The 18,800-nt window shown below is 42.7% G+C and carries 22 protein-coding genes; 5 read left to right on the forward strand and 17 right to left on the reverse strand.

The window, feature by feature from the left end; translation table 11 throughout:
- Window positions 1-61: 61 nt before the first annotated feature.
- Both AAEO56_RS08425 and AAEO56_RS08430 read left to right on the forward strand, forming a co-directional pair.
- A complete protein-coding gene (locus tag AAEO56_RS08425; protein ID WP_341696598.1) occupies window positions 62-652 on the forward strand; it encodes an LURP-one-related/scramblase family protein in 591 nt (196 codons plus the stop codon).
- Window positions 653-655: 3 nt separating this feature from the next.
- Window positions 656-1,171, forward strand: a complete 516-nt coding sequence (locus AAEO56_RS08430) for a hypothetical protein (RefSeq protein ID WP_341696599.1) — start codon at window positions 656-658, stop codon at window positions 1,169-1,171.
- A 114-nt stretch (window positions 1,172-1,285) separates the two neighbouring features.
- Here AAEO56_RS08430 and tpiA read toward each other — a convergent pair whose 3' ends face one another.
- The 7 genes from tpiA to AAEO56_RS08465 all read right to left on the reverse strand — a co-directional run bounded on the left by tpiA (window position 1,286) and on the right by AAEO56_RS08465 (window position 6,913).
- A complete protein-coding gene (tpiA, locus tag AAEO56_RS08435; protein ID WP_341696600.1) occupies window positions 1,286-2,038 on the reverse strand; it encodes a triose-phosphate isomerase in 753 nt (250 codons plus the stop codon).
- The gene (locus AAEO56_RS08440; RefSeq protein WP_341696601.1) at window positions 2,038-2,541 is read right to left on the reverse strand and encodes a TlpA family protein disulfide reductase; all 504 of its coding nucleotides are present in this window, start codon (window positions 2,539-2,541) and stop codon (window positions 2,038-2,040) included. Before AAEO56_RS08440 ends, tpiA begins: the two co-directional genes overlap by 1 nt.
- A gap of 108 nt (window positions 2,542-2,649) precedes the next feature.
- Window positions 2,650-2,784 (reverse strand): hypothetical protein, encoded by a 135-nt coding sequence (locus AAEO56_RS08445; RefSeq protein WP_341696602.1) that lies wholly within the window; start codon window positions 2,782-2,784, stop codon window positions 2,650-2,652.
- A 14-nt stretch (window positions 2,785-2,798) separates the two neighbouring features.
- Window positions 2,799-4,043, reverse strand: coding sequence for a hypothetical protein (locus AAEO56_RS08450; RefSeq protein ID WP_341696603.1), 1,245 nt, complete (start codon window positions 4,041-4,043; stop codon window positions 2,799-2,801).
- A 12-nt stretch (window positions 4,044-4,055) separates the two neighbouring features.
- Window positions 4,056-5,132 (reverse strand): ABC transporter permease, encoded by a 1,077-nt coding sequence (locus tag AAEO56_RS08455; protein ID WP_341696604.1) that lies wholly within the window; start codon window positions 5,130-5,132, stop codon window positions 4,056-4,058.
- A gap of 120 nt (window positions 5,133-5,252) precedes the next feature.
- Window positions 5,253-6,353: a BT_3928 family protein gene (locus tag AAEO56_RS08460; protein WP_341696605.1), complete on the reverse strand. Its 1,101-nt coding sequence runs from the start codon at window positions 6,351-6,353 to the stop codon at window positions 5,253-5,255.
- A 20-nt stretch (window positions 6,354-6,373) separates the two neighbouring features.
- Window positions 6,374-6,913 carry a DUF1599 domain-containing protein gene (locus AAEO56_RS08465; RefSeq protein WP_341696606.1) on the reverse strand — a complete coding sequence of 180 codons (540 nt, stop codon included), beginning with the start codon at window positions 6,911-6,913 and terminating at the stop codon, window positions 6,374-6,376.
- A gap of 85 nt (window positions 6,914-6,998) precedes the next feature.
- Here AAEO56_RS08465 and folP point away from each other — a divergent pair, with 85 nt between their 5' ends.
- Complete coding sequence (gene folP / locus AAEO56_RS08470) at window positions 6,999-7,865, forward strand: dihydropteroate synthase (protein ID WP_341696607.1); 867 nt, start codon at window positions 6,999-7,001, stop codon at window positions 7,863-7,865.
- Window positions 7,866-7,958: 93 nt separating this feature from the next.
- On the opposite strand, the gene rlmH is transcribed toward folP, so the two are convergent.
- The 8 genes from rlmH to rpsF form a co-directional block, all read right to left on the reverse strand.
- Complete coding sequence (gene rlmH, locus AAEO56_RS08475; RefSeq protein WP_341696608.1) at window positions 7,959-8,432, reverse strand: 23S rRNA (pseudouridine(1915)-N(3))-methyltransferase RlmH; 474 nt, start codon at window positions 8,430-8,432, stop codon at window positions 7,959-7,961.
- An 82-nt stretch (window positions 8,433-8,514) separates the two neighbouring features.
- Complete coding sequence (gene ligA, locus AAEO56_RS08480) at window positions 8,515-10,515, reverse strand: NAD-dependent DNA ligase LigA (protein ID WP_341696609.1); 2,001 nt, start codon at window positions 10,513-10,515, stop codon at window positions 8,515-8,517.
- Between the two features lie 61 nt (window positions 10,516-10,576).
- A complete protein-coding gene (locus AAEO56_RS08485) occupies window positions 10,577-10,963 on the reverse strand; it encodes a type II toxin-antitoxin system VapC family toxin (RefSeq protein WP_341696610.1) in 387 nt (128 codons plus the stop codon).
- Window positions 10,945-11,160: a hypothetical protein gene (locus AAEO56_RS08490; protein ID WP_341696611.1), complete on the reverse strand. Its 216-nt coding sequence runs from the start codon at window positions 11,158-11,160 to the stop codon at window positions 10,945-10,947. Before AAEO56_RS08490 ends, AAEO56_RS08485 begins: the two co-directional genes overlap by 19 nt.
- A gap of 98 nt (window positions 11,161-11,258) precedes the next feature.
- The gene (locus tag AAEO56_RS08495; RefSeq protein ID WP_341696612.1) at window positions 11,259-11,726 is read right to left on the reverse strand and encodes a DUF6495 family protein; all 468 of its coding nucleotides are present in this window, start codon (window positions 11,724-11,726) and stop codon (window positions 11,259-11,261) included.
- A 102-nt stretch (window positions 11,727-11,828) separates the two neighbouring features.
- Window positions 11,829-12,275, reverse strand: a complete 447-nt coding sequence (gene rplI / locus AAEO56_RS08500; protein WP_341696613.1) for a 50S ribosomal protein L9 — start codon at window positions 12,273-12,275, stop codon at window positions 11,829-11,831.
- A gap of 15 nt (window positions 12,276-12,290) precedes the next feature.
- Entirely contained in the window at window positions 12,291-12,587 is a 297-nt protein-coding gene (gene rpsR / locus AAEO56_RS08505; RefSeq protein WP_341696614.1) for a 30S ribosomal protein S18, read from the reverse strand.
- 2 nt (window positions 12,588-12,589) lie between these two features.
- Window positions 12,590-12,934, reverse strand: a complete 345-nt coding sequence (gene rpsF / locus AAEO56_RS08510) for a 30S ribosomal protein S6 (protein ID WP_341696615.1) — start codon at window positions 12,932-12,934, stop codon at window positions 12,590-12,592.
- 179 nt (window positions 12,935-13,113) lie between these two features.
- Between rpsF and AAEO56_RS08515 the strand changes: the two genes are divergently transcribed.
- Entirely contained in the window at window positions 13,114-13,812 is a 699-nt protein-coding gene (locus AAEO56_RS08515) for a LytR/AlgR family response regulator transcription factor (RefSeq protein ID WP_341696616.1), read from the forward strand.
- A 119-nt stretch (window positions 13,813-13,931) separates the two neighbouring features.
- Here the strand turns inward: AAEO56_RS08515 and priA are convergent, their stop codons facing one another.
- Together priA and AAEO56_RS08525 are read right to left on the reverse strand one after the other, a co-directional pair.
- Complete coding sequence (gene priA, locus AAEO56_RS08520) at window positions 13,932-16,379, reverse strand: replication restart helicase PriA (RefSeq protein WP_341696617.1); 2,448 nt, start codon at window positions 16,377-16,379, stop codon at window positions 13,932-13,934.
- A gap of 229 nt (window positions 16,380-16,608) precedes the next feature.
- The gene (locus tag AAEO56_RS08525; protein WP_341696618.1) at window positions 16,609-17,505 is read right to left on the reverse strand and encodes a hypothetical protein; all 897 of its coding nucleotides are present in this window, start codon (window positions 17,503-17,505) and stop codon (window positions 16,609-16,611) included.
- A 126-nt stretch (window positions 17,506-17,631) separates the two neighbouring features.
- Here AAEO56_RS08525 and AAEO56_RS08530 point away from each other — a divergent pair, with 126 nt between their 5' ends.
- Window positions 17,632-18,663, forward strand: coding sequence for a quinone-dependent dihydroorotate dehydrogenase (locus AAEO56_RS08530; protein ID WP_341696619.1), 1,032 nt, complete (start codon window positions 17,632-17,634; stop codon window positions 18,661-18,663).
- Window positions 18,664-18,800: the final 137 nt, after the last annotated feature.

The following is an 18,800-nucleotide window of genomic DNA, read 5'->3' on the forward strand; positions in this document are numbered from 1 at the left end:
CCACTGTAAAAAGCGGGACATTATCCGAAGAGCCTGAGTAAAAACTTAACCAACAAAGTATATGAACACTAATTTTTTTGATTCTAACAGCTATTTTATTGACGAGAAAGTAAATTTCTTAAAATTCGAAAATGCCTATACGCTTTATAATGATAAAGGCGAAAACATTGGCGCCATCAAGCAAAAGTTAAGCGGCGGACAAAAAGTGCTGCGCTTATTCTTAAACAAAGCGATGCTGCCTTTCCACCTTGAGATACGCAATGCCAACAACGGCCTGGAAGCTACCATTTCGAGAGGATGGACATTCTTTATGTCAAAAATTGTGATCCAGGATGGGAATGGCCTGCCTGTAGGCAACATTAAGCAGAAGTTCAAGTTGTTCAAGCCTACCTTCACAATAACTGATATGGCGGAAAATGTGGTTGGCCGTATATCGGGCGACTGGAAAGCATGGAACTTTGTAATTAAGGATGCCCGTGAGATGCAGATTGGCGCCATCTCTAAAAAATGGGCCGGGGCAGCAAGGGAGATATTCACTTCCGCCGATAAATACAACGTAATGATCAACCCTGATTATTCCGATAAAAAGAATAAAATGATCATACTGGCTGGCGCTATCACTATTGATATGGTACTTAAGGAGAGCAAATAATAGATGAAATATTCCCTATGGATTGTCTTTATAATTCTGCTTTTCCCTTTTACAGGAGAGGCGCAGGATATTGATTCCTTCAGGCAGAAATTTATTAGTGCTGATTCAATACAGATAGTGAGCCATGAAGATTTGGATCTTATGAATAAGAAAACCGGTACTATCGCTTACAGGAAAATTTTTCCGGGAAACAAACCCAACTATGCCATAGTAAAGGAAGTAGTAACGTTAGATAAACATAGATCGGATCAGCTTTATAAGCTGTTAGTGTCGGGCAAAACCGAAGAATACGACAGGGCATCGTGTTTTGTTCCGCACCACGCTATCTTTATATTTAAGGATGGTGTTTGCTATGGCCTTGATTTTTGCTTTGAGTGCCGGGGAACTGCCAGGACCGATAATTACACGATTGATGTCCCAATCTTCCACAATGAAAAAGTATGGACATCGGTTTGTGATTTTTTCAGGGAGCAGGGTATACAATATGAAATGCCACCAGCAGGCAGGTATGGATATTAAAAAAATGGCAACTCATTTGAGTTGCCATTTCTATTTAAAGACTATTGTTAGTAAAATTCAATATCCATCTGAGTGAAGCTCCTCCCTCTCCTTTGGAGAGGGCCGGGGTGAGGCCTATATCCCATTCACGATCTCAAGGAAATCATTCGCCTTAAGCGATGCACCACCAATAAGTCCTCCATCAACATCCGGCTTGGAGAATATCTCGTTTGCATTGTCAGGCTTAACACTTCCGCCGTATAATATAGAAGTTTCTTCTGCGATCTTGTTGCCAATGTTGTTGCGAAGCAGGGTGCGGATAAACGCGTGCATTTCCTGTGCCTGTTCCGGTGAAGCGGTTTCGCCTGTTCCTATAGCCCAGACCGGTTCGTAGGCCAGTACGACGCTTCCCCATTCGCTTTCGCTGATGTGGAACAAGCCTTCTTTCAGCTGCGATTCTACCACCGCAAAATGATTGCCCGACTGCCTGTCGGCCAACTCTTCGCCAAAACAGAAAATAATAGTAAGGTTGTGTGCCAATGCCGTATTTACCTTTTGGGCAAGAAGCGCGTTAGTTTCGCCAAAGTAAGCCCTTCTTTCCGAGTGGCCTAAAATAACGGTATTTACATTAATGCTTTTCAGCATCCCTACAGATACTTCACCGGTATACGCGCCGCTTTCAGCCTGGTGCATGTTTTGTGCTGCAACAATAATGCTGGTTCCGTGAGTTTGCTCAACGGCAGCCTGCAGGTTTATAAAACTTGGGGCGATAACAATTTTAGCAATGGTATTTTCCGGTTTTTTAGCCAGTAATTCCGCTATAAGCACTTCGGTCTGGGCACTGTCGTTATTCATCTTCCAGTTTCCTGCAACGATCTTTTTTCTCATTATTTAAGGTTTTTTAAAGTAGCAATAAGTTTTTCGTCATCGGCTTCAATAGCTTTAAACAGGGCAATCTTCCCGTTTTTATCTACCAACATGTAGCGAGGTATCCAGTCGAGTTTTATTGCGGGTGCGAAATCACCCTGCTTCATACTGGTTCCGGCGTGGTAGTGATGGTATTTTTGTATCCCATGTTTTTCGATGCCTTTTTTCCAGGCATCATCTGCACGGTCATAGGACAGGAACAAGTAAACCGCATCAGGGAATTGCTTTTGCAGGGCGTGCACTTTAGGCATGCCTTTCACGCAGTCCGGACACCACGAGGCCCATACGTCTATCACTATGGTTTTTCCTTTGTATTGCGCAAGTATATCTTTAAAAGCGATTTCTTTTCCGTCCAGTCCCGACATTTTTGCATTAAGCGCTTCCTTGGAAAAAGAGGTTTCCTGCGCTTCGGTACAGCCTATCATCCCGAAAAGTATAAGTGGCAGCAAGAGTAATTTTTTCATTTTTTTGGATTAAGAATATCAAATTTACAACAACTGCCTGAAACAATTATGCGATACCTTCTGTTTTTTAGGGTAAATTATGAATGATCCGCAGCTATTTCGTTATAGTTAGTAGCAGTAATCTATTCGCTTATTGCTACACGCCGTCCCGTGCTGCGCTACATCTGCCTTTCGTGCCTCAGGCAGGATGCCGCTTCGCCCGGGGCTAAAGGGCAGAGGCTCGTGTGTTTTTGCTTTCGCCATTCAGCGGTAAGTTTTTATTCACCCGAGGGCACCTTCTGAATTTTGTATACTTCCTTAAAATCAGTAAGCTCCCCATTTTCAATCGTAAACTCACCCGTTACCAAAAGCCCTTCATCTGACTTGAAATGCAACTTGTCTTCCGGGATATATTTTGCCAGCGATTCCGGGTCGGAACCCGAATCCATATAACTGTAGTTCACTTTATGCAGGGCGCTGTCATATTCTATTTTTCCAAGATCGGATGCCCACCACGGACTGAATATCGAGAACTGCGGCTGCTGGTAATCAACGAACCTTTGCAGGGCGGGTTCAGCCTCAGCAGCATAAATCAGGGGATGAAAGGTAAGGCTATTATTTTCAATGGAAAACAAACTTAAAGACAGGGTATTGCCTCCAATAGTTCCGCCTGACCAGCTGGAATCTATTGAAATATAAGTGTCCTTATCATATTTTTCAAGCGAAAGAATATCAGCAAAACCTACATCGTCAGACACTTTCCCTGAAGCGAATTGGACATACGACTCGAAAATATTGCTGCAATGCGCCCCGCAGCTATCACCAGTGAATACAAATATCTTAAAAAGCCCGTCAGGAGAGTAGTGCACATTTCCTTCATAATAGCCGCCGTTAATCGAACCGGATATCTTATTTTCCTCGTCAAAATAGTCGAGGGCCATTTCTCCGTTTAACTTGTCCAGCCCGCGTTGTATAATAATGCTGTCATACTTAGCAGAAAAATCGGTACCCTCAAAAACAGTAATATTGCTTTTTGTAGCTCTGTCAAGGCGAACGATGCGGTTATCCTCTGTTATGCCGGCCAGTTGGTTATCATAATTTTCACCAGAAGGTATAAGCAGGTTTTGACTGTCTTTAAATTGCAGCTGTTTCTTTTTAGTGAAAGCTTTTACGGTTAGTGTTGATGGCTTAACCAATGTATCTGTGTATATATTGTGTCCAAGGCCAGTGTCAAACGATTTTAAAACTACAGTATTAGCAAATGATAGCACGAGTGTCTCTTTGTTTAATACATACCTTCCGGATGCGAGGGTTTCAATGCGGTTGCAGCGGGTAGTAGAATAGAAAGTGCTGTCAGCATTAAAGAGTATGTGTTGGAGGCTGCATTCGGAAGTGGTGTTCTTTGCAGTAACCGCTTTTTTGTCCCCGAATTTGTAAACGGTATTGGCAAGTGGATTAAGTTCCTGGGCCGCTAGTGAAAGCGCGCTGATTAAAGATAATAGTATAAATAGCGCTTTCTTCATAGTTCTAAAAAATTACCCCAGTCTGATCTTAGGGTCGAGCCACGCATAGATTAGGTCAACAAGTATATTGATGATAACGAATGTTGCCGCAATGACCAGCACTGATCCCATAATAACAGGCAGGTCGAGCGTGTTAAGTGCTTCTACAACTTCCTTGCCAAGGCCGTTCCACCCAAAAATGTATTCTACAAAAACTGCCCCTGCGAGCATCGAGGCAAACCATCCCGATATGGCAGTAACCACAGGGTTGAGCGCATTTTTCAAGGCATGCTTACGAATGATGCGTACCTCACTAAGGCCTTTTGCCCTTGCGGTGCGGATGTAATCCTGACCCATAACCTCAAGCAGTGAGTTGCGCATGAGCTGTATCACTACGCCTAGCGGACGTATACCCAACACAATGGACGGTAGTATAATATTTTTCCATTTAATATACGACCCTTCGCCAAAATCGTCAACTTCATAAAGGCTTCCGGTCATGTCAAGATGTGTATATTTATGCAGCAGGAACCCAAACAGCCATGCAAAAAGGATGGCCGCAAAAAAGGAGGGGAGGCTCATGCCCAGCGTACTCACCAATGCAATAGTGCGGTCTATCCATGTGTCTTTATACAACGCCGAAACGATACCGAAAAATATCCCGACAACAATGGCGATAATTATTGCAAAGAAAGCCAGTACAACGGTATTAGGCAAAGTATCACCTATTACCTGTGTCACCTTCTTACCGCTTTTCTGGAAACTTTCACGAAGGTATGGTGCTTTGATCACTGTAGTTGTATTACCTATGGTAAACAGCTTCGCGGTAGTATATTTCCCTTCGGATAAAAAAGTATAATCGCCTTCAGTCGTACTGTGGAAGGAAATGGGGGAAAGGTCGTTCAGGTAATAAAAATACTGTGTGGAAACCGGTTGGTCGAACCCGTATTTTTTCTTGATAATGGCCAGCTGCTCTGAGTTCTCGTTCTGGTCGAGCATCATCCGCGCAGGATCGCCCGGCAATACCGTAAACAAAAAGAATATAACCGTAACCACACCAAAAAGCGTGAGCAGTGCATATCCTGTTTTGTATATAAAGTATTTTACCAATGGATTTCAGATTTTAGATTTCAGATTTTAGATTCCACTCTTACCCTTAAAAAGGATACTAAAAGTTATTCAGCATGAGTGAAGCTCAATCTGAAATCTGAAATCTACAATCTGAAATAATTAATTTAACGGAATATATTCAATATCTTTCCAGTGCGCCTTTTGTTTTATGGTACCGTTTTCAAGGATTACGATACTTGGGTTAGCCCTTTCAATGGTTTTGAGGGTAGTGGAATCACAGAAATAATAATCGAACGTCAGCCCGAATTGTTTTTTCTTCTGCTCGATAACAGTAGTGTCGGAAGCTGTCACGCCTATCACCATATAGCCTTTATCCTGTGCATCTTTAGAGAATTTTTCCAATTGTGCCAGGCCGTCATCGCTGGCTTTTGTGAGGTCGTAAGAGATCAACATAATGAGCTTTGGCTGCTCCAGTACCGAATCAGTATAGTCTTCTCCGTCTTTTTCTATCGTAAAATCATGTATTGGCGGTACATAGCCTTCAACGATAACTTTTTCTTTACGGTCTATATATTCCGCATTTGCTGGTATCTTATCAAGCTCCTTATCAGTGAATTCTTTTTCAACACCATTCACTTTATAAAGGAAAACAATTTCATATTCCGACTTAGGAGCGCCTTCCGGTACGCTCATACCTTCCTTAATATTAGTCCCCACTTTATACGTCCTGAAATCAATAGCCGGCAGATGGTTCAGTACATAATAACCGAAAAGGATACATAAAGCCAGGCTCGCATAAACGACCACATTTACGGCTACTTTTCCAAACAGGCGTTTGATGTGCTTCTTGTTGAAGAACAGGATAAGGATAAGCGCCAGCAGCACAACATCTTTTGTAAAGGACTGCCATGGTGTTAGTTTAAGCGCATCACCAAAACATCCGCAATCGGTTACTTTGTTAAAATAAGCCGAATAGAACGTGAGGAACGTAAAGAAAACGATCATGATGAGCAGGCTCCATAGCGTGAACTTTTTCTTGTATCCTACGAGCAGCATTACGCCCAGCACCGCTTCAAAAATAACAATGACTACCGCCAGTGCGAGTGCATAAGGTACCAAAAATTCAAGGTTCAGCACATTCGCGCTAAAATATTCTTCAAGCTTAAAAGAGAATCCTATAGGGTCATTGAGCTTGATAAGCCCTGAAATGATGAATAGTACCCCGACAAGAATCCGGCAAATATTTGTTATTATCTTCATTAGTTCTTTTTTGTAAGGTGTTACAATTTTTTTTCCAGTATCAGTGCGAATACTGCATAATTTATCATGTCCTGGTAATTGGCATCAATGCCTTCAGATACCAGGGTTTTTCCTTTATTGTCTTCAATTTGTTTTACACGGAGGAGTTTTTGCAGGATCAGGTCGGTTAGCGAACTCACCCGCATGTCGCGCCACGCCTCGCCATAATCGTGGTTCTTGGCTTCCATCAGTGTTTTGGTAAGGAGTACTTTCTCGTCATACAGCCTTGTTGCTTCTTCTACTTCAAGGTCGGGCTGGTCGGCAACACCCTTATCGAGCTGTATCAATGCCATGATGGAGTAGTTGATAATACCAATAAATTCCCCGGTTTCGTCCTCATCAATTTTGCGTACCTCGTTTTCCTGCAGGCTGCGGATGCGTTGTGCCTTAATAAAAATCTGGTCGGTAAGCGACGGCAGCCTTAGTATGCGCCAGGCACTTCCGTAATCTTTCATTTTATTGATGTATAGCTGCCTGCAAACTGCAATCACGCTGTCATATTCCCGGGAGGTAGAACTCATTTAAGTAGTATCTTTGTATTTTAATTTTTTCAAATGTACTAAAAAAGACCCCCAAAGGCAAGGGCGGTTTTAAAAAAGAATAACCATGTTTATCAACTGTAAAGGCACGCTGGTCGATTTGTCAAAACCCAAAGTAATGGGCATCCTCAATGTTACACCCGACTCTTTTTTTGATGGCGGAAAGTATAAAGACGAAGCGAAATTGCTGAACCACGCTGAGAAAATGCTTGCAGAAGGTGCCGACTTCATTGACATCGGTGCCTACTCGTCCAAACCCAATGCCGAATTCGTTAGTCAAACCGAAGAGCTACAACGGATAGTGCCTGTGGTTGAATTGATACGGAAGCATTTCCCTGCTACGCTTATTTCTATAGATACTTTTCGTGCGGTTGTAGCCAAAGCCTGCGTGGAGAGCGGCGCGGCAATAATAAACGATATCTCTGCCGGGATGCTCGATGATAAAATGCTGGAGACTGTCGGGCAGCTAAAAGTCCCATACATCATGATGCACATGCGTGGCACGCCGCAAACCATGGTAAAGCTGACGCAGTATGACGACATAGTAAAAGAAATGCTGTCCTATTTTGCCGAAAGGATCAACACTGCAAGAACCTTTGGCATCAACGATATTGTAATCGACCCGGGATTCGGGTTTGCCAAAACACTTCAGCAAAATTATGAAGTGCTCAGTAAAATGGAGCTTTTTAAAATAGCAGGCTTACCAGTACTCGCAGGAATGTCACGCAAGTCAATGATCTACAAACTACTTGGCACCACCCCGCAGGAAGCGCTGAATGGTACTACGGTATTGAATACTATTGCTTTAAGTAAAGGAGCGAATATACTTCGTGTACACGATGTTAAGGAAGCGAAAGAAACGGTAAAAATATTTCAGATTTCAGAATGTAGATTTGCTTCGCCTGTTCGGGCTTTGCCCTCGGGTCAGATTTAGCTTCACTCTTGCTGACGAAACTTCTATACCATTACTAAGTATGAGTGTAGCTCAATCTGAAATCTGAAATCTGAAATCAAAAATCTGAAATGGTTACTGATGATGATAAGGCTCATTCCTCAATATCGTAAATGCCCGGTACACCTGTTCGATAAAAAACAGGCGTACCATCTGATGGGAGAATGTCATAGCTGATAAGGAAATCTTGCCTTGTGCTTTATTATACACCTCCTGCGAGAAGCCGTATGGCCCGCCGATCACAAATACCAATGTCTTTATTCCCGAGTTCATCTTCTTCTGTAATTCTTCTGAAAAGCCTATGCTGCTGAACGACTTCCCATTCTCATCCAAAAGGATAAGCTGGTCGGCAGGGGAGAGCTTCGACAATATGAGTTCGCCTTCCTTTTCTTTTTGCTGGGCTTCGCTAAGGTTCTTTACATTCTTAATGTCGGGAATAATTTCAAGGTCGAATTTTATATAGAAAGACAGCCGCTTCATGTAGTCGTCCATGAGCTGCTGCAGTGCTTTGTTGTCGGTCTTTCCTATGGCGATGAGCTTGATGTTCATTTTAATTTTAAGTTTCAAAGTCGCAAAGTTACAAAGTAAAGAACAGGCTGCTACAAAAAAACTTTGCCACTTTAAAACTTTGCTACTCTGCCACTAATCCAATAAACTCCTCCTCACTAATGATCTTTACACCCAGCTGATTCGCCTTTTCAAGCTTGGCAGGTCCCATATTATCTCCTGCAACAACACAATCCGTTTTGGAAGAGATGGAACTTCCTACTTTTCCGCCGTTATCTTCAATGGCTTTTTTGAGGTCATCGCGGGAGAATTTTTCAAATACACCCGATACTACAAATATTTTTCCGGCCAGCTTGTTGCTTACGGTAGTATCGGCTTTAGCCAAAGCTTCCAGTTGCACCCCATAGCTTTTAAGGCGCTCTACAAGTTTTCTGTTTTCTTCATTCTCAAAAAACTCAATCACGCTTTGCGCAATGCGTTCGCCTATCTCATCTACTAAGACCAAGTCCATTAGCGAGGCATTCGCCAGATTGTCAATGTTTTTATAGTGCTTGGCGAGTTTTTTGGCAACGGTTTCGCCAACATAGCGTATCCCCAATGCATAAAGCACACGCTCGAACGGTATTTGTTTGGAAGCGGCAATGCCGTTAACAAGGTTCTCCGCCGATTTGTCAGCCATACGCTCCAACGGCACCACCTGTTCTTTTTTAAGTTCGTATAGGTCTGCGTAGTTGTGCACCAGGCCTGAATTATAAAGCAACGCAACGGTTTCGCCGCCAAGGCCTTCAATATCCATCGCTTTGCGCGAAATATAATGCTGTATGCGCCCAATGATCTGTGGCGGGCAGCCATAATAGTTAGGGCAGTAGTGCTGTGCCTCGCCTTCCTTGCGTTCCAGTTCGGTAAAGCACTCCGGGCATTTGTCAATATAAATGGTCGGTTTTGAATTTTCCGGCCTTTTCGTAAAATCAACCGCTATAATTTTCGGGATGATCTCCCCGCCTTTCTCTACAAATACCTCGTCGCCTTCGCGAATGTCCAGCTTTTCTATCTGGTCGGCATTGTGGAGGGAAGCACGTTTTACTGTAGTACCTCCAAGCTGAACCGGTTCCAGGTTGGCAACCGGGGTTATAGCTCCCGTGCGTCCCACCTGGTAGGTGATGGCTTTAAGGCGTGTTAATGCACGTTCTGCCTTGAATTTATAGGCTATGGCCCAGCGGGGCGATTTGGATGTAAAGCCTAGTTCTTCCTGCTGGTGGATGTCGTTTACTTTTATCACTACGCCATCAGTTTCATAGGGCAGGTCATGGCGGTGCGTGTCCCAATGATCAATGAACTGCATCACTTCTTCCATACTATTGGCTAGACGGGCTTCCTTAGGGACTTTAAAGCCCCAATGGCGCGCCTTGCCCAGGCCTTCAAACTGTGTTTTTACCGGGAGGTTATTCCCAATGAGGGAATACAATAAACAGTCCAGCGGACGTTTGGCCACTTCAGCACTGTCCTGTAGCTTTAGTGAACCTGATGCAGTATTGCGTGGATTAGCATAAGCCGTACCTCCATTTGCCAGTATTTCCTGGTTCATTTTCGCAAAACCTTCAAGAGGCAGGATGATCTCGCCGCGTATCTCGAATTTTTCAGGATAATCGCCTTTTAGCTTAAGCGGTACCGCACGAATGGTTTTTATATTGGTAGTCACTTCATCGCCCTGGAAACCGTCGCCACGTGTTACGGCCCTGCTCAGTTTACCATTCTCGTAAGTGATGCTTATTGAGGCGCCGTCGTATTTTAATTCGCAGGTATATTGTATATCAGTAGTGCCGATGCCTTTCTGTACACGCTTTTCCCATTCTAAAAGTTCTTCTTTAGAATAGCTGTTGTCCAGTGAATACATCCGGTATTCATGCGGTATTGTATTGAAGTTTTTGGTAACGGCACCGCCTACACGCAGCGTAGGGGAGTCGGCATCGAAAAATTCAGGGTGCTTTGCCTCCAGCTCCTGTAGTTCCTTCAGTTTTATGTCAAAATCAAAGTCGGATATAGTCGGGGCATCAAGTACGTAGTAATTATGATTGTGCTGGTTGAGTTCTTCGCGAAGTGCGTTTATCTGCTGTTCGATGTTCATTGGCTGAAATTTGTTTGCTCCGCTAATTTAGCCAACTTTTTTGAAAAATTAAAAAGAACAGTTATAGTTTATAAGGGTTAATTATTTTTAATCCCTTGATATTTCTGAAATCTTTTTCATTAGAAGTGATAAGAGTGAAATTATTTGCCACTGCTGTTGCAGCTATAATAGCATCTGGAGTTTTGATGTTTTTCCTTCTTCGGATATTTACAGATATTTCAACAATTTCCGGTGTTATACCAAATACTATCCCGTCAGATACAAAGTCTCTTACAACATCTTCAACATCTGTAGATGTTTTCCAACTTAGTATTTCTATCTCAGTGATTACTGATATGTTTGGAATCAGATTAGTTACAATATCTAAAAAATCCAGTGAATTTTCACTGAACAATTCAGAGAAATAACCTGAAATGACATTAGTGTCAATTAGATATTCCTGTCCCATTCGTTCCGGCTGTCTTCAATGTGTTTATTAAGTTTTTCTCCTTCTTCTTTACTGATGCTTCCCCGATATTTATCAGAAAGCTTTTGTTTTGGGGCAATATTTTCCTTTATGACTTTGATGATTTTAAGATCTTCAAGGTCACGCAACAGCTTTGCAGCTTTTTTATCTGTCAATTGTATCAGCATTGTATCTTCCATGGCAGTATTTATTATAAAACGATATAAAGATATTAAATATTGTTGTAAGTAGCTAAGGTTCTTAGTCCCTAAGTCCCTATGCAACTCAGCCCCTTCTTCTAAAACATATCTTCCAACTGCTTATACAACGTCCCGTCACTCAAAATTGCGCCCTGCTCGATGAGGCTGAATATCTCGTCATTCCTTTCCTGGCTGAAAGGCTTGGCACCGCGTTGGATCTGCACTTCGTCCGAAAAGATATTTTCATTGAGCCATTGCAGTCCGCCTTCGGTAAGGAAATCAGCTACAGGCGTATGCGCATGGATAACAATGCTTTCCATTTTCTCCTGGTCGAGCTTAAAAAGGAAAATGTGGTTTTTAGAATAATGTTCCAGCCATTCCGCTTTAGAGACTACATTTTCCCATATCAGGTCGGAGAAGATATCAATCTCCTGTTCGGCTACTTCGGGCTTCTCCTGCTTCAGGGTATCCCATTCCTTTTTATCTATAGACTGTGATGCGAGGAAGTTTATAAATTCCGGGTGCAGTTCCTCAAGTTGTTCTTTGGTAAGTCTTGCGTATTTCATTGTAAGTTCTAAAGTTTCAAAGTGGCAAAGTTACAAAGTTGTGTGGGTATGTAAAACAAAAAAAGCCTTCCGTTTGGAAGGCTTTCTAGATATTTCAGAAAATTATTTTTCCTGCTCAGCAACGATCTCGTAAGGAAGGTCTACGATCACATCCCTGTGAAGCCTGATGCTTGCAGAGTATTTACCGGTACGTTTAACGATACCGCTTGTGATGAATTTCCTGTCGATAGTTTGTCCTGCTTTTTCAAGCGCTTCAGCGATATCAGCATTGGTTACAGAACCAAATAGTTTTTCGCCGCCTGCTTTTGCAGTTAGTTTTATTTCAAGTGCTTTAAGCGCTTCAGCAGTTGCTTTAGCTTCGTTTACCACTTTTTGCTCTTTAAAAGCCCTTTGTTTAAGGTTTTCAGCCAAAACTTTTTTAGCTGTAGGAGTTGCCATATGTGCAAAACCTTGTGGAATCAGGAAGTTACGGCCATATCCGGCTTTCACGGTAACTACATCATCTTTAAAACCTAAATTCTGTACGTCTTGTTTAAGTATAAGTTCCATAATATTGACTCCTTTTTATTTTAATAAATCAGCCACATATGGCATTAATGCTAAATGACGTGCCCTTTTTACAGCTACAGATACTTTCCTTTGGTATTTAAGGGAAGTTCCTGTTAAACGGCGCGGAAGCAATTTTCCCTGCTCGTTTACGAATTTCAGTAAGAAATCAGGATCTTTGTAATCTACATATTTGATACCTGATTTTTTGAAACGGCAATACTTTTTAGTCTTGTTCGTCTCTATGTTCAAAGGCGTAAGATACCTGATATCCCCGTCTTTTTTTCCTTTAGCTGACTGCTCTATTGTTGACATAATTAGTTCGCTGCTTTAGTTTTTAGTTTTTCTCTTCTTCTTTCTGCCCATGAGATGGCATGTTTGTCAAGGCTTACGGTTAAGAAACGCATAACCCTCTCGTCGCGGCGGAATTCGGTTTCAAAGCCGATTAGCACCTCGCCCGGAGCCTGGAATTGCAATAGTGTGTAAAATCCGCTTTTCTTGTGCTGGATCTCGTAAGCTAATTTTTTCAATCCCCAGTCTTCTTTAGACACGATCTGGGCACCTCTTGAAGTAAGATAATCTTCAAACTTGCTTACTGTTTCCTTTACCTGGGTTTCAGATAAAACGGGATTCAAGATGAAAACAGTTTCATAGTGATTCATAATAAAAAATATTTATTTGTTATAAAATTGGGTGCAAATTTAGTGATTTATATTTAATGCGCAAGGGATAAAATTGCTTTTTTTCGAATTGTTAAAAGTGTTTTTTTTATTTATATTTGTCTTATCCCAAACTAAAAAAACGAAATAAAATTACTGAACATTATAACAGAGCATGACAAATGAAACTTAACTGTGTTGTTGTTGATGATAGCACAATACATAGGATTACTGTAGCCAAACTTGTTAATGAGCACCCGGAACTGACACTTGTTGGAGATTTTTCAAATGCGTCAGATGCCCGTAATTGTATTCTTAACAAAACTGTCGACCTTCTGTTCCTGGATATCGAAATGCCGGTGCAAACAGGTTTTGACCTGCTTGACGGACTTAAATCCAGGCCGCAGATCATCTTTGTGTCGTCAAAATCAGATTATGCCCTTAAAGCTTTTGATTATGCTGCGGTTGACTATTTGCATAAACCCGTCAACAAAGAGCGTTTTTATAAGGCGGTGCAAAAAGCCATAGAAATGCACCAGATGAAAAATGAAGGTTCCGAAGAGGAAGCCGAATTTATTTTTGTAAAAAGCAACCTCAAAAATTTTAAGGTCTACATAGCAAAAATAAAATGGATCGAGGCTTTTGGCGACTATGTAAAGATCAATACCGAAGACGATACACACCTAGTACTTTCTACTATGAAATCTTTTGAAAACGACCTGCCTGCCGATAAATTCCTGAGGGTGCATAAATCCTTTATAATAAATATTGACAAAGTGCAGCGCTTCAACAGTAAATTCGCTGAAATAGGGAAGACCCAAATTCCCCTGAGCCGAAATAAAAAAGAGGATTTGGCCAAAGTGCTAAACAAGCCTTCTTAATAGTCTGAATAAAAATTACATTGGAAAATGTCATATTGAGCGCAGTCGAAATGCGGCATTTTCCAATGTAATTTTTGCTTCCCGACTTCCAGCCAAAGCAACTGTTATTCCTGGAATTATCAATACGGATCCGCGTTTAGCGTTACCCTTACAGCCCTGTATTGTGGTACGGCATCAAAGCTTGCCAGTATTCTCTCTATAGCTTTTTTCGTGCCCCCCAGCGCAGCCCCCTGTGGTATCTTTATCATTATAGTACGGATATACTCATTGCGTATCCTGTTGATGCCCGGCTCTTCCGGCCCCAGCACTGTTACGCCCAACTGCTGCGATAGTACATTGAACAGCCAGATAGCCGCATCCTTTACCTTTTCATAATCCTTGTGCCGCAATGTTACCCGCACCAGCCTGAAGAAAGGAGGGTACTTAAAATTATGTCTTTCATACAGCTGCTCTTTATACATTCCTTCGTAATCATTGTCCGTTACCTGGCGGATGATGTTGTGCAGTGGGTTGTACGTCTGTATCAATACTTTTCCGCGCTGGTCTTTCCTGCCTGCACGCCCTGCAACCTGAACCATCATTTGGTAAGCACGCTCAAACGCCCTGAAATCAGGCTGGTAGAGCATGTTGTCGGCATTGAGTATCCCAACAAGGGCCACATTGTCAAAGTGCAGCCCCTTGGCGAGCATTTGTGTACCTACTAAAATATCGATCTCCCTGTTTTTAAAGGAATCTATTATCTTTTCGTATCCATGCTTGCCGCGGGTAGTGTCCTGATCCATACGCCAGGAATGCTTATCAGGAAATAATGTTTTCAATTCCAGCTCTATCTGTTCTGTGCCAAAGCCTTTGGTGTCAAGGTCGGGCGACTGGCACTGATGGCAGTGTGTTGGCTTCGCAATATGGTGCCCGCAATAATGGCAACGCAATTGGTTTTTATATTTGTAATAGGTGAGGCTCACATCGCATTGCGGGCATTGCGGTACATGGCCGCACGTTAAGCACTCTACCCATGGCGAGTACCCCCGGCGGTTCTGGAACAGGATGACCTGCTTGCCATTAGCCAGTGTTTCGGTAATGGCCTCAATCATCATGTCGCTGAAATGCCCGGTCATCTGCTTACGCTTGTATTTGTCCTTCAGGTCGATAAGAAGGATTTCGGGAGGCATTACGTTGCCGTAACGTTCTTTAAGTTCTACATAGCCGTACTTGCCGCCCGATGCGTTGTAATACGTCTCAATTGCCGGTGTAGCCGATCCCAACAGCACCTTAGCTTTATGGGCATTCGCCAAAACGATCGCCGCATCACGCGCATGATAGCGGGGCGCCGGATCCTGCTGCTTGAAGGTAGGCTCGTGCTCTTCGTCAATGATAATGAGGCCGAGATGTTGATAGGGAAGGAACAGGGCAGAGCGCGCGCCAATAACTACTTTTGCTTTTTCAGAAGCAGAAAGCACCTGGTTCCAAACCTCCACACGTTCGTTGTTCGAATATTTGGAATGGAATACCGCCACCTGATTGCCAAAGTAGGCAGTCAGCCTCACGACAAGCTGTGTCGTCAGTGCGATTTCCGGCAGGAGGTAAAGCACCTGCTGTCCGGAATTGATATATTCTTCAATGAGCTTTATGTAGATCTCGGTCTTGCCGCTGGAGGTAATGCCATGCAGCAATGTAACGTCTTTCTGTTCAAAGCTCGTTTTTATTTCGTCAAAGGCTTCTTTTTGTTTCGGGCTGAGGCCAAAGCCGGCATCGTCATTGCCTTCAAACTTTACCCGGTCTTCATCAATGTAATATTCCTCAAAAATGCCTTTATCTACAAGGGATTTTATAATAGTCGAATTTATTCCCGCATCATTCAGCTTTTTGGCTGTAACAGGTTTCTTTTCCGAAGCCTGCAGTTGGAAATACTGCATCACTGCTTCGCGCTGCTTTTGCGCACGGGACAATACTTCAATTAATTCGGACAGTTGTTCCTCGCGCATGAATTCTTCCGGCAGGCGGATGTAGCGGATGCTCTTCGGCTTGTACTTTTCGGACATTTCCTCCTGCAGCATCACTGCGTTCTTGGTAATTAATCTGTTGATAACCGGAAGGATGGTTTTTTTATTGAGTATCGCCGCTACTTCCTGCACCTTGAGTGCCGACTGTTTTTGCAAGGCTTCGTAAACCAGGTATTCATCGTCTGTAAGGTCGCCGGTTTCGCTGTTGAAATCCTTGTGCTGTGTAATGATGGTTTCGCTCTCCAGCAAAAAACCGCTGGGCATTGCCGACCTGTATACTTCGCCAATGCTGCACATATAATAATTCGCCACCCATTGCCAATGGGAAAGCTGGATAGCTGTCACCAAAGGATCATCATCCAGTATCTGGTGAATTTCCCTGGCTTCATAAAGCTGTGGAGGGTTTTCATGCAATGCTATTACCAATCCCGTATAGATCTTATTCCGACCAAAAGGAACCGCTACCCGCATTCCTGGCTTCAGGAAGGCATATTCTGCCTGTGTGACGGAGTAGGTGAAGGGCTTTGGAAGCGCAAGGGGAAGGATAACTTCGATGAAGAATGGCATATAGTTTTTGCTGATGGGTTATATACCACAAAGATACTAAAATTCTTAAGTCTGTGATTTAGCGGTAAATTCCAAAGATCATCAAGATAGGTTGTGTAGAGATGCATTGAATGCGTCTCGCGTATAAGTAAGCTAACAGCATGTGAGACCCAGGCACTGCATTTCTATTGAATCATCACTATGATATTTAGCAGTAGAAACGATCCTCATTCCATTTGTGCCAGGTTTTTTATTTCTTCAACTTTTCAGCAAGGCTGATCTTTTCTTTCAGCTTGTCGCGTGAGTAGGTGTCATCTATTATTTCAACCCTTTTGCGGGCTTTATCAAACTCTTTGGATTTTATTAATTCCGTTATTTCTATAGTGAGGATTTTTTCAATCTGAGTGTCGCGTTCAATAACGCTGGGTTCAAGATTTACAACTTCTAAAGCCCCATCATAATCTTTCGCTCCTATCAGGCTGTCAAGTTCCATTTGTTGGAGTGTTGCCTGAAAATTGGTTTTTTCTGCAAAGCCGGTAATGTCAGGGAGCAGGGCTTTCGCTTTACCTATATTTTTTTCCTTAATATATTGTTCGATTTTTTCCGAGGTTGTAGGCGCTTTATCAGGGCGCTGCATAATGTAAGTTGTAATTCCAAGTATAGTGAAAATAAGTAATCCTTTACTTAAAATGCCGGACATTTGCTTTTTAGACTTGTGTGCTTTTACAATCGTTTCTTTTTCTTTCGCATGGCTCTGTAGCATTGACTTTATTTCCGGATTATTCCCGTAGCTCATAGTGATAGTTTCTATTTGGGAATCTATATCCGTTAAAAGCTCATTATAATCATCGGGGGTACCTTTCCTGAAATTTTTAAGCTCAGTGATCAGTCCACGCAATTCCTCAAGTTGGCTTTTCAGCAAATCTGACTCAAAAATATATTGGCACGAATCGCAGATATTGCTAATGCCCGATTTGATATTGCCACAGCGCGGGCATTTTACCGGCCCGTCATCATCGTCATCATCAGAATCATTGTCGTTAAGATTCATCCTCTTTCCGTTCACTGTAACTTTTATTTGCTGCCGCGAAATATTCCCGCCGCCCGCGAGCGCATCGTCGATGATCTTCTGTATGTCCAGGTTCATAACATAATTATTGGTTTTCCAAATATACGCATAGGATTGAAATGTGCAAGTACTGCAAGCTAACGGTTAAAAAATATATGAACACTGCCGCATAATTCCTATTTTTGCACCAACAACACAACAACAATGTACAAATCAGTCATCAGGCCATTGCTTTTTCGCTTCGACCCCGAAAAAGTGCACCACTTTACTTTTTCTTTAATACGTTTCCTCAACAAGATCCCGGGCATGCCGTCCGCATTAAACTCGGTTTACGAAGTTTCCGACCCAAGGCTCGAGCGCGAAGTTTTCGGGCTGAAATTCAAAAATCCCGTTGGCCTCGCTGCAGGAATGGATAAGGATGCCAAATTATACAAAGAACTTTCCGGGCTGGGCTTTGGATTTATCGAAATTGGTACACTTACGCCAAAACCCCAGGAAGGCAACCCGAAAAAAAGATTGTTCCGCCTTCGCGAAGACAGCGCCATTATCAATCGGATGGGGTTTAATAATGGGGGCGTAGCCGCTGCTGTAGAACGGCTTAAGAAAAATCCGAAAGGCAAAGGCCATGTATTGATAGGCGGAAACATCGGGAAAAACAAGGTAACGCAGAATGAAGATGCAGTCAGCGATTATGAAATTTGCTTTGATGCCTTATACGATCATGTAGATTATTTTGTGGTGAATGTGAGCTCACCCAATACACCGAACCTCCGCGAATTACAGGACAAGGAACCGCTTACAAAACTGCTTCAAACGCTGCAGGACAAGAACAATAACATGCCTAAAGCAAAACCCATACTTTTAAAAATCGCACCCGACCTGACCGATGAGCAACTGCTCGATATAATCGATATTGTGAAAACGACAAAGATCGCTGGGGTTATTGCTACGAATACCACCATTTCCCGCGAAGGATTGCAATCGGAAAACAAATCGGAAATGGGTGGCCTGAGCGGTAAGCCACTGGCAAAACGCTCGACCGAGGTTATCCGCTTCCTATCGGAAAAGAGCAACAAGGCATTCCCTATCATTGGCGTAGGCGGAATCCATACCGCCGAAGATGCACTGGAAAAACTGGAAGCCGGGGCAAGCCTGGTGCAGCTCTATACAGGCTTTATATATGAAGGCCCTGGGCTTATTAAGGATATTTGTAAAAGGCTATTAGTTGCAAAGTAGCAGAGTGTCAAAGTAGCAAAGTTGCAGATTTTTTCACCAGTCTGATGAAGCTAAACTTTGAAACTTTGACACTCTGCAACTTTGTAACTTAAAATAAAGAAATCGATTTCGTAAACACTAATTCTTTTTTATCTTTG

This window comes from Flavobacterium arundinis (assembly GCF_038289855.1).
GTDB classification, from domain to species: domain Bacteria; phylum Bacteroidota; class Bacteroidia; order Flavobacteriales; family Flavobacteriaceae; genus Flavobacterium; species Flavobacterium arundinis.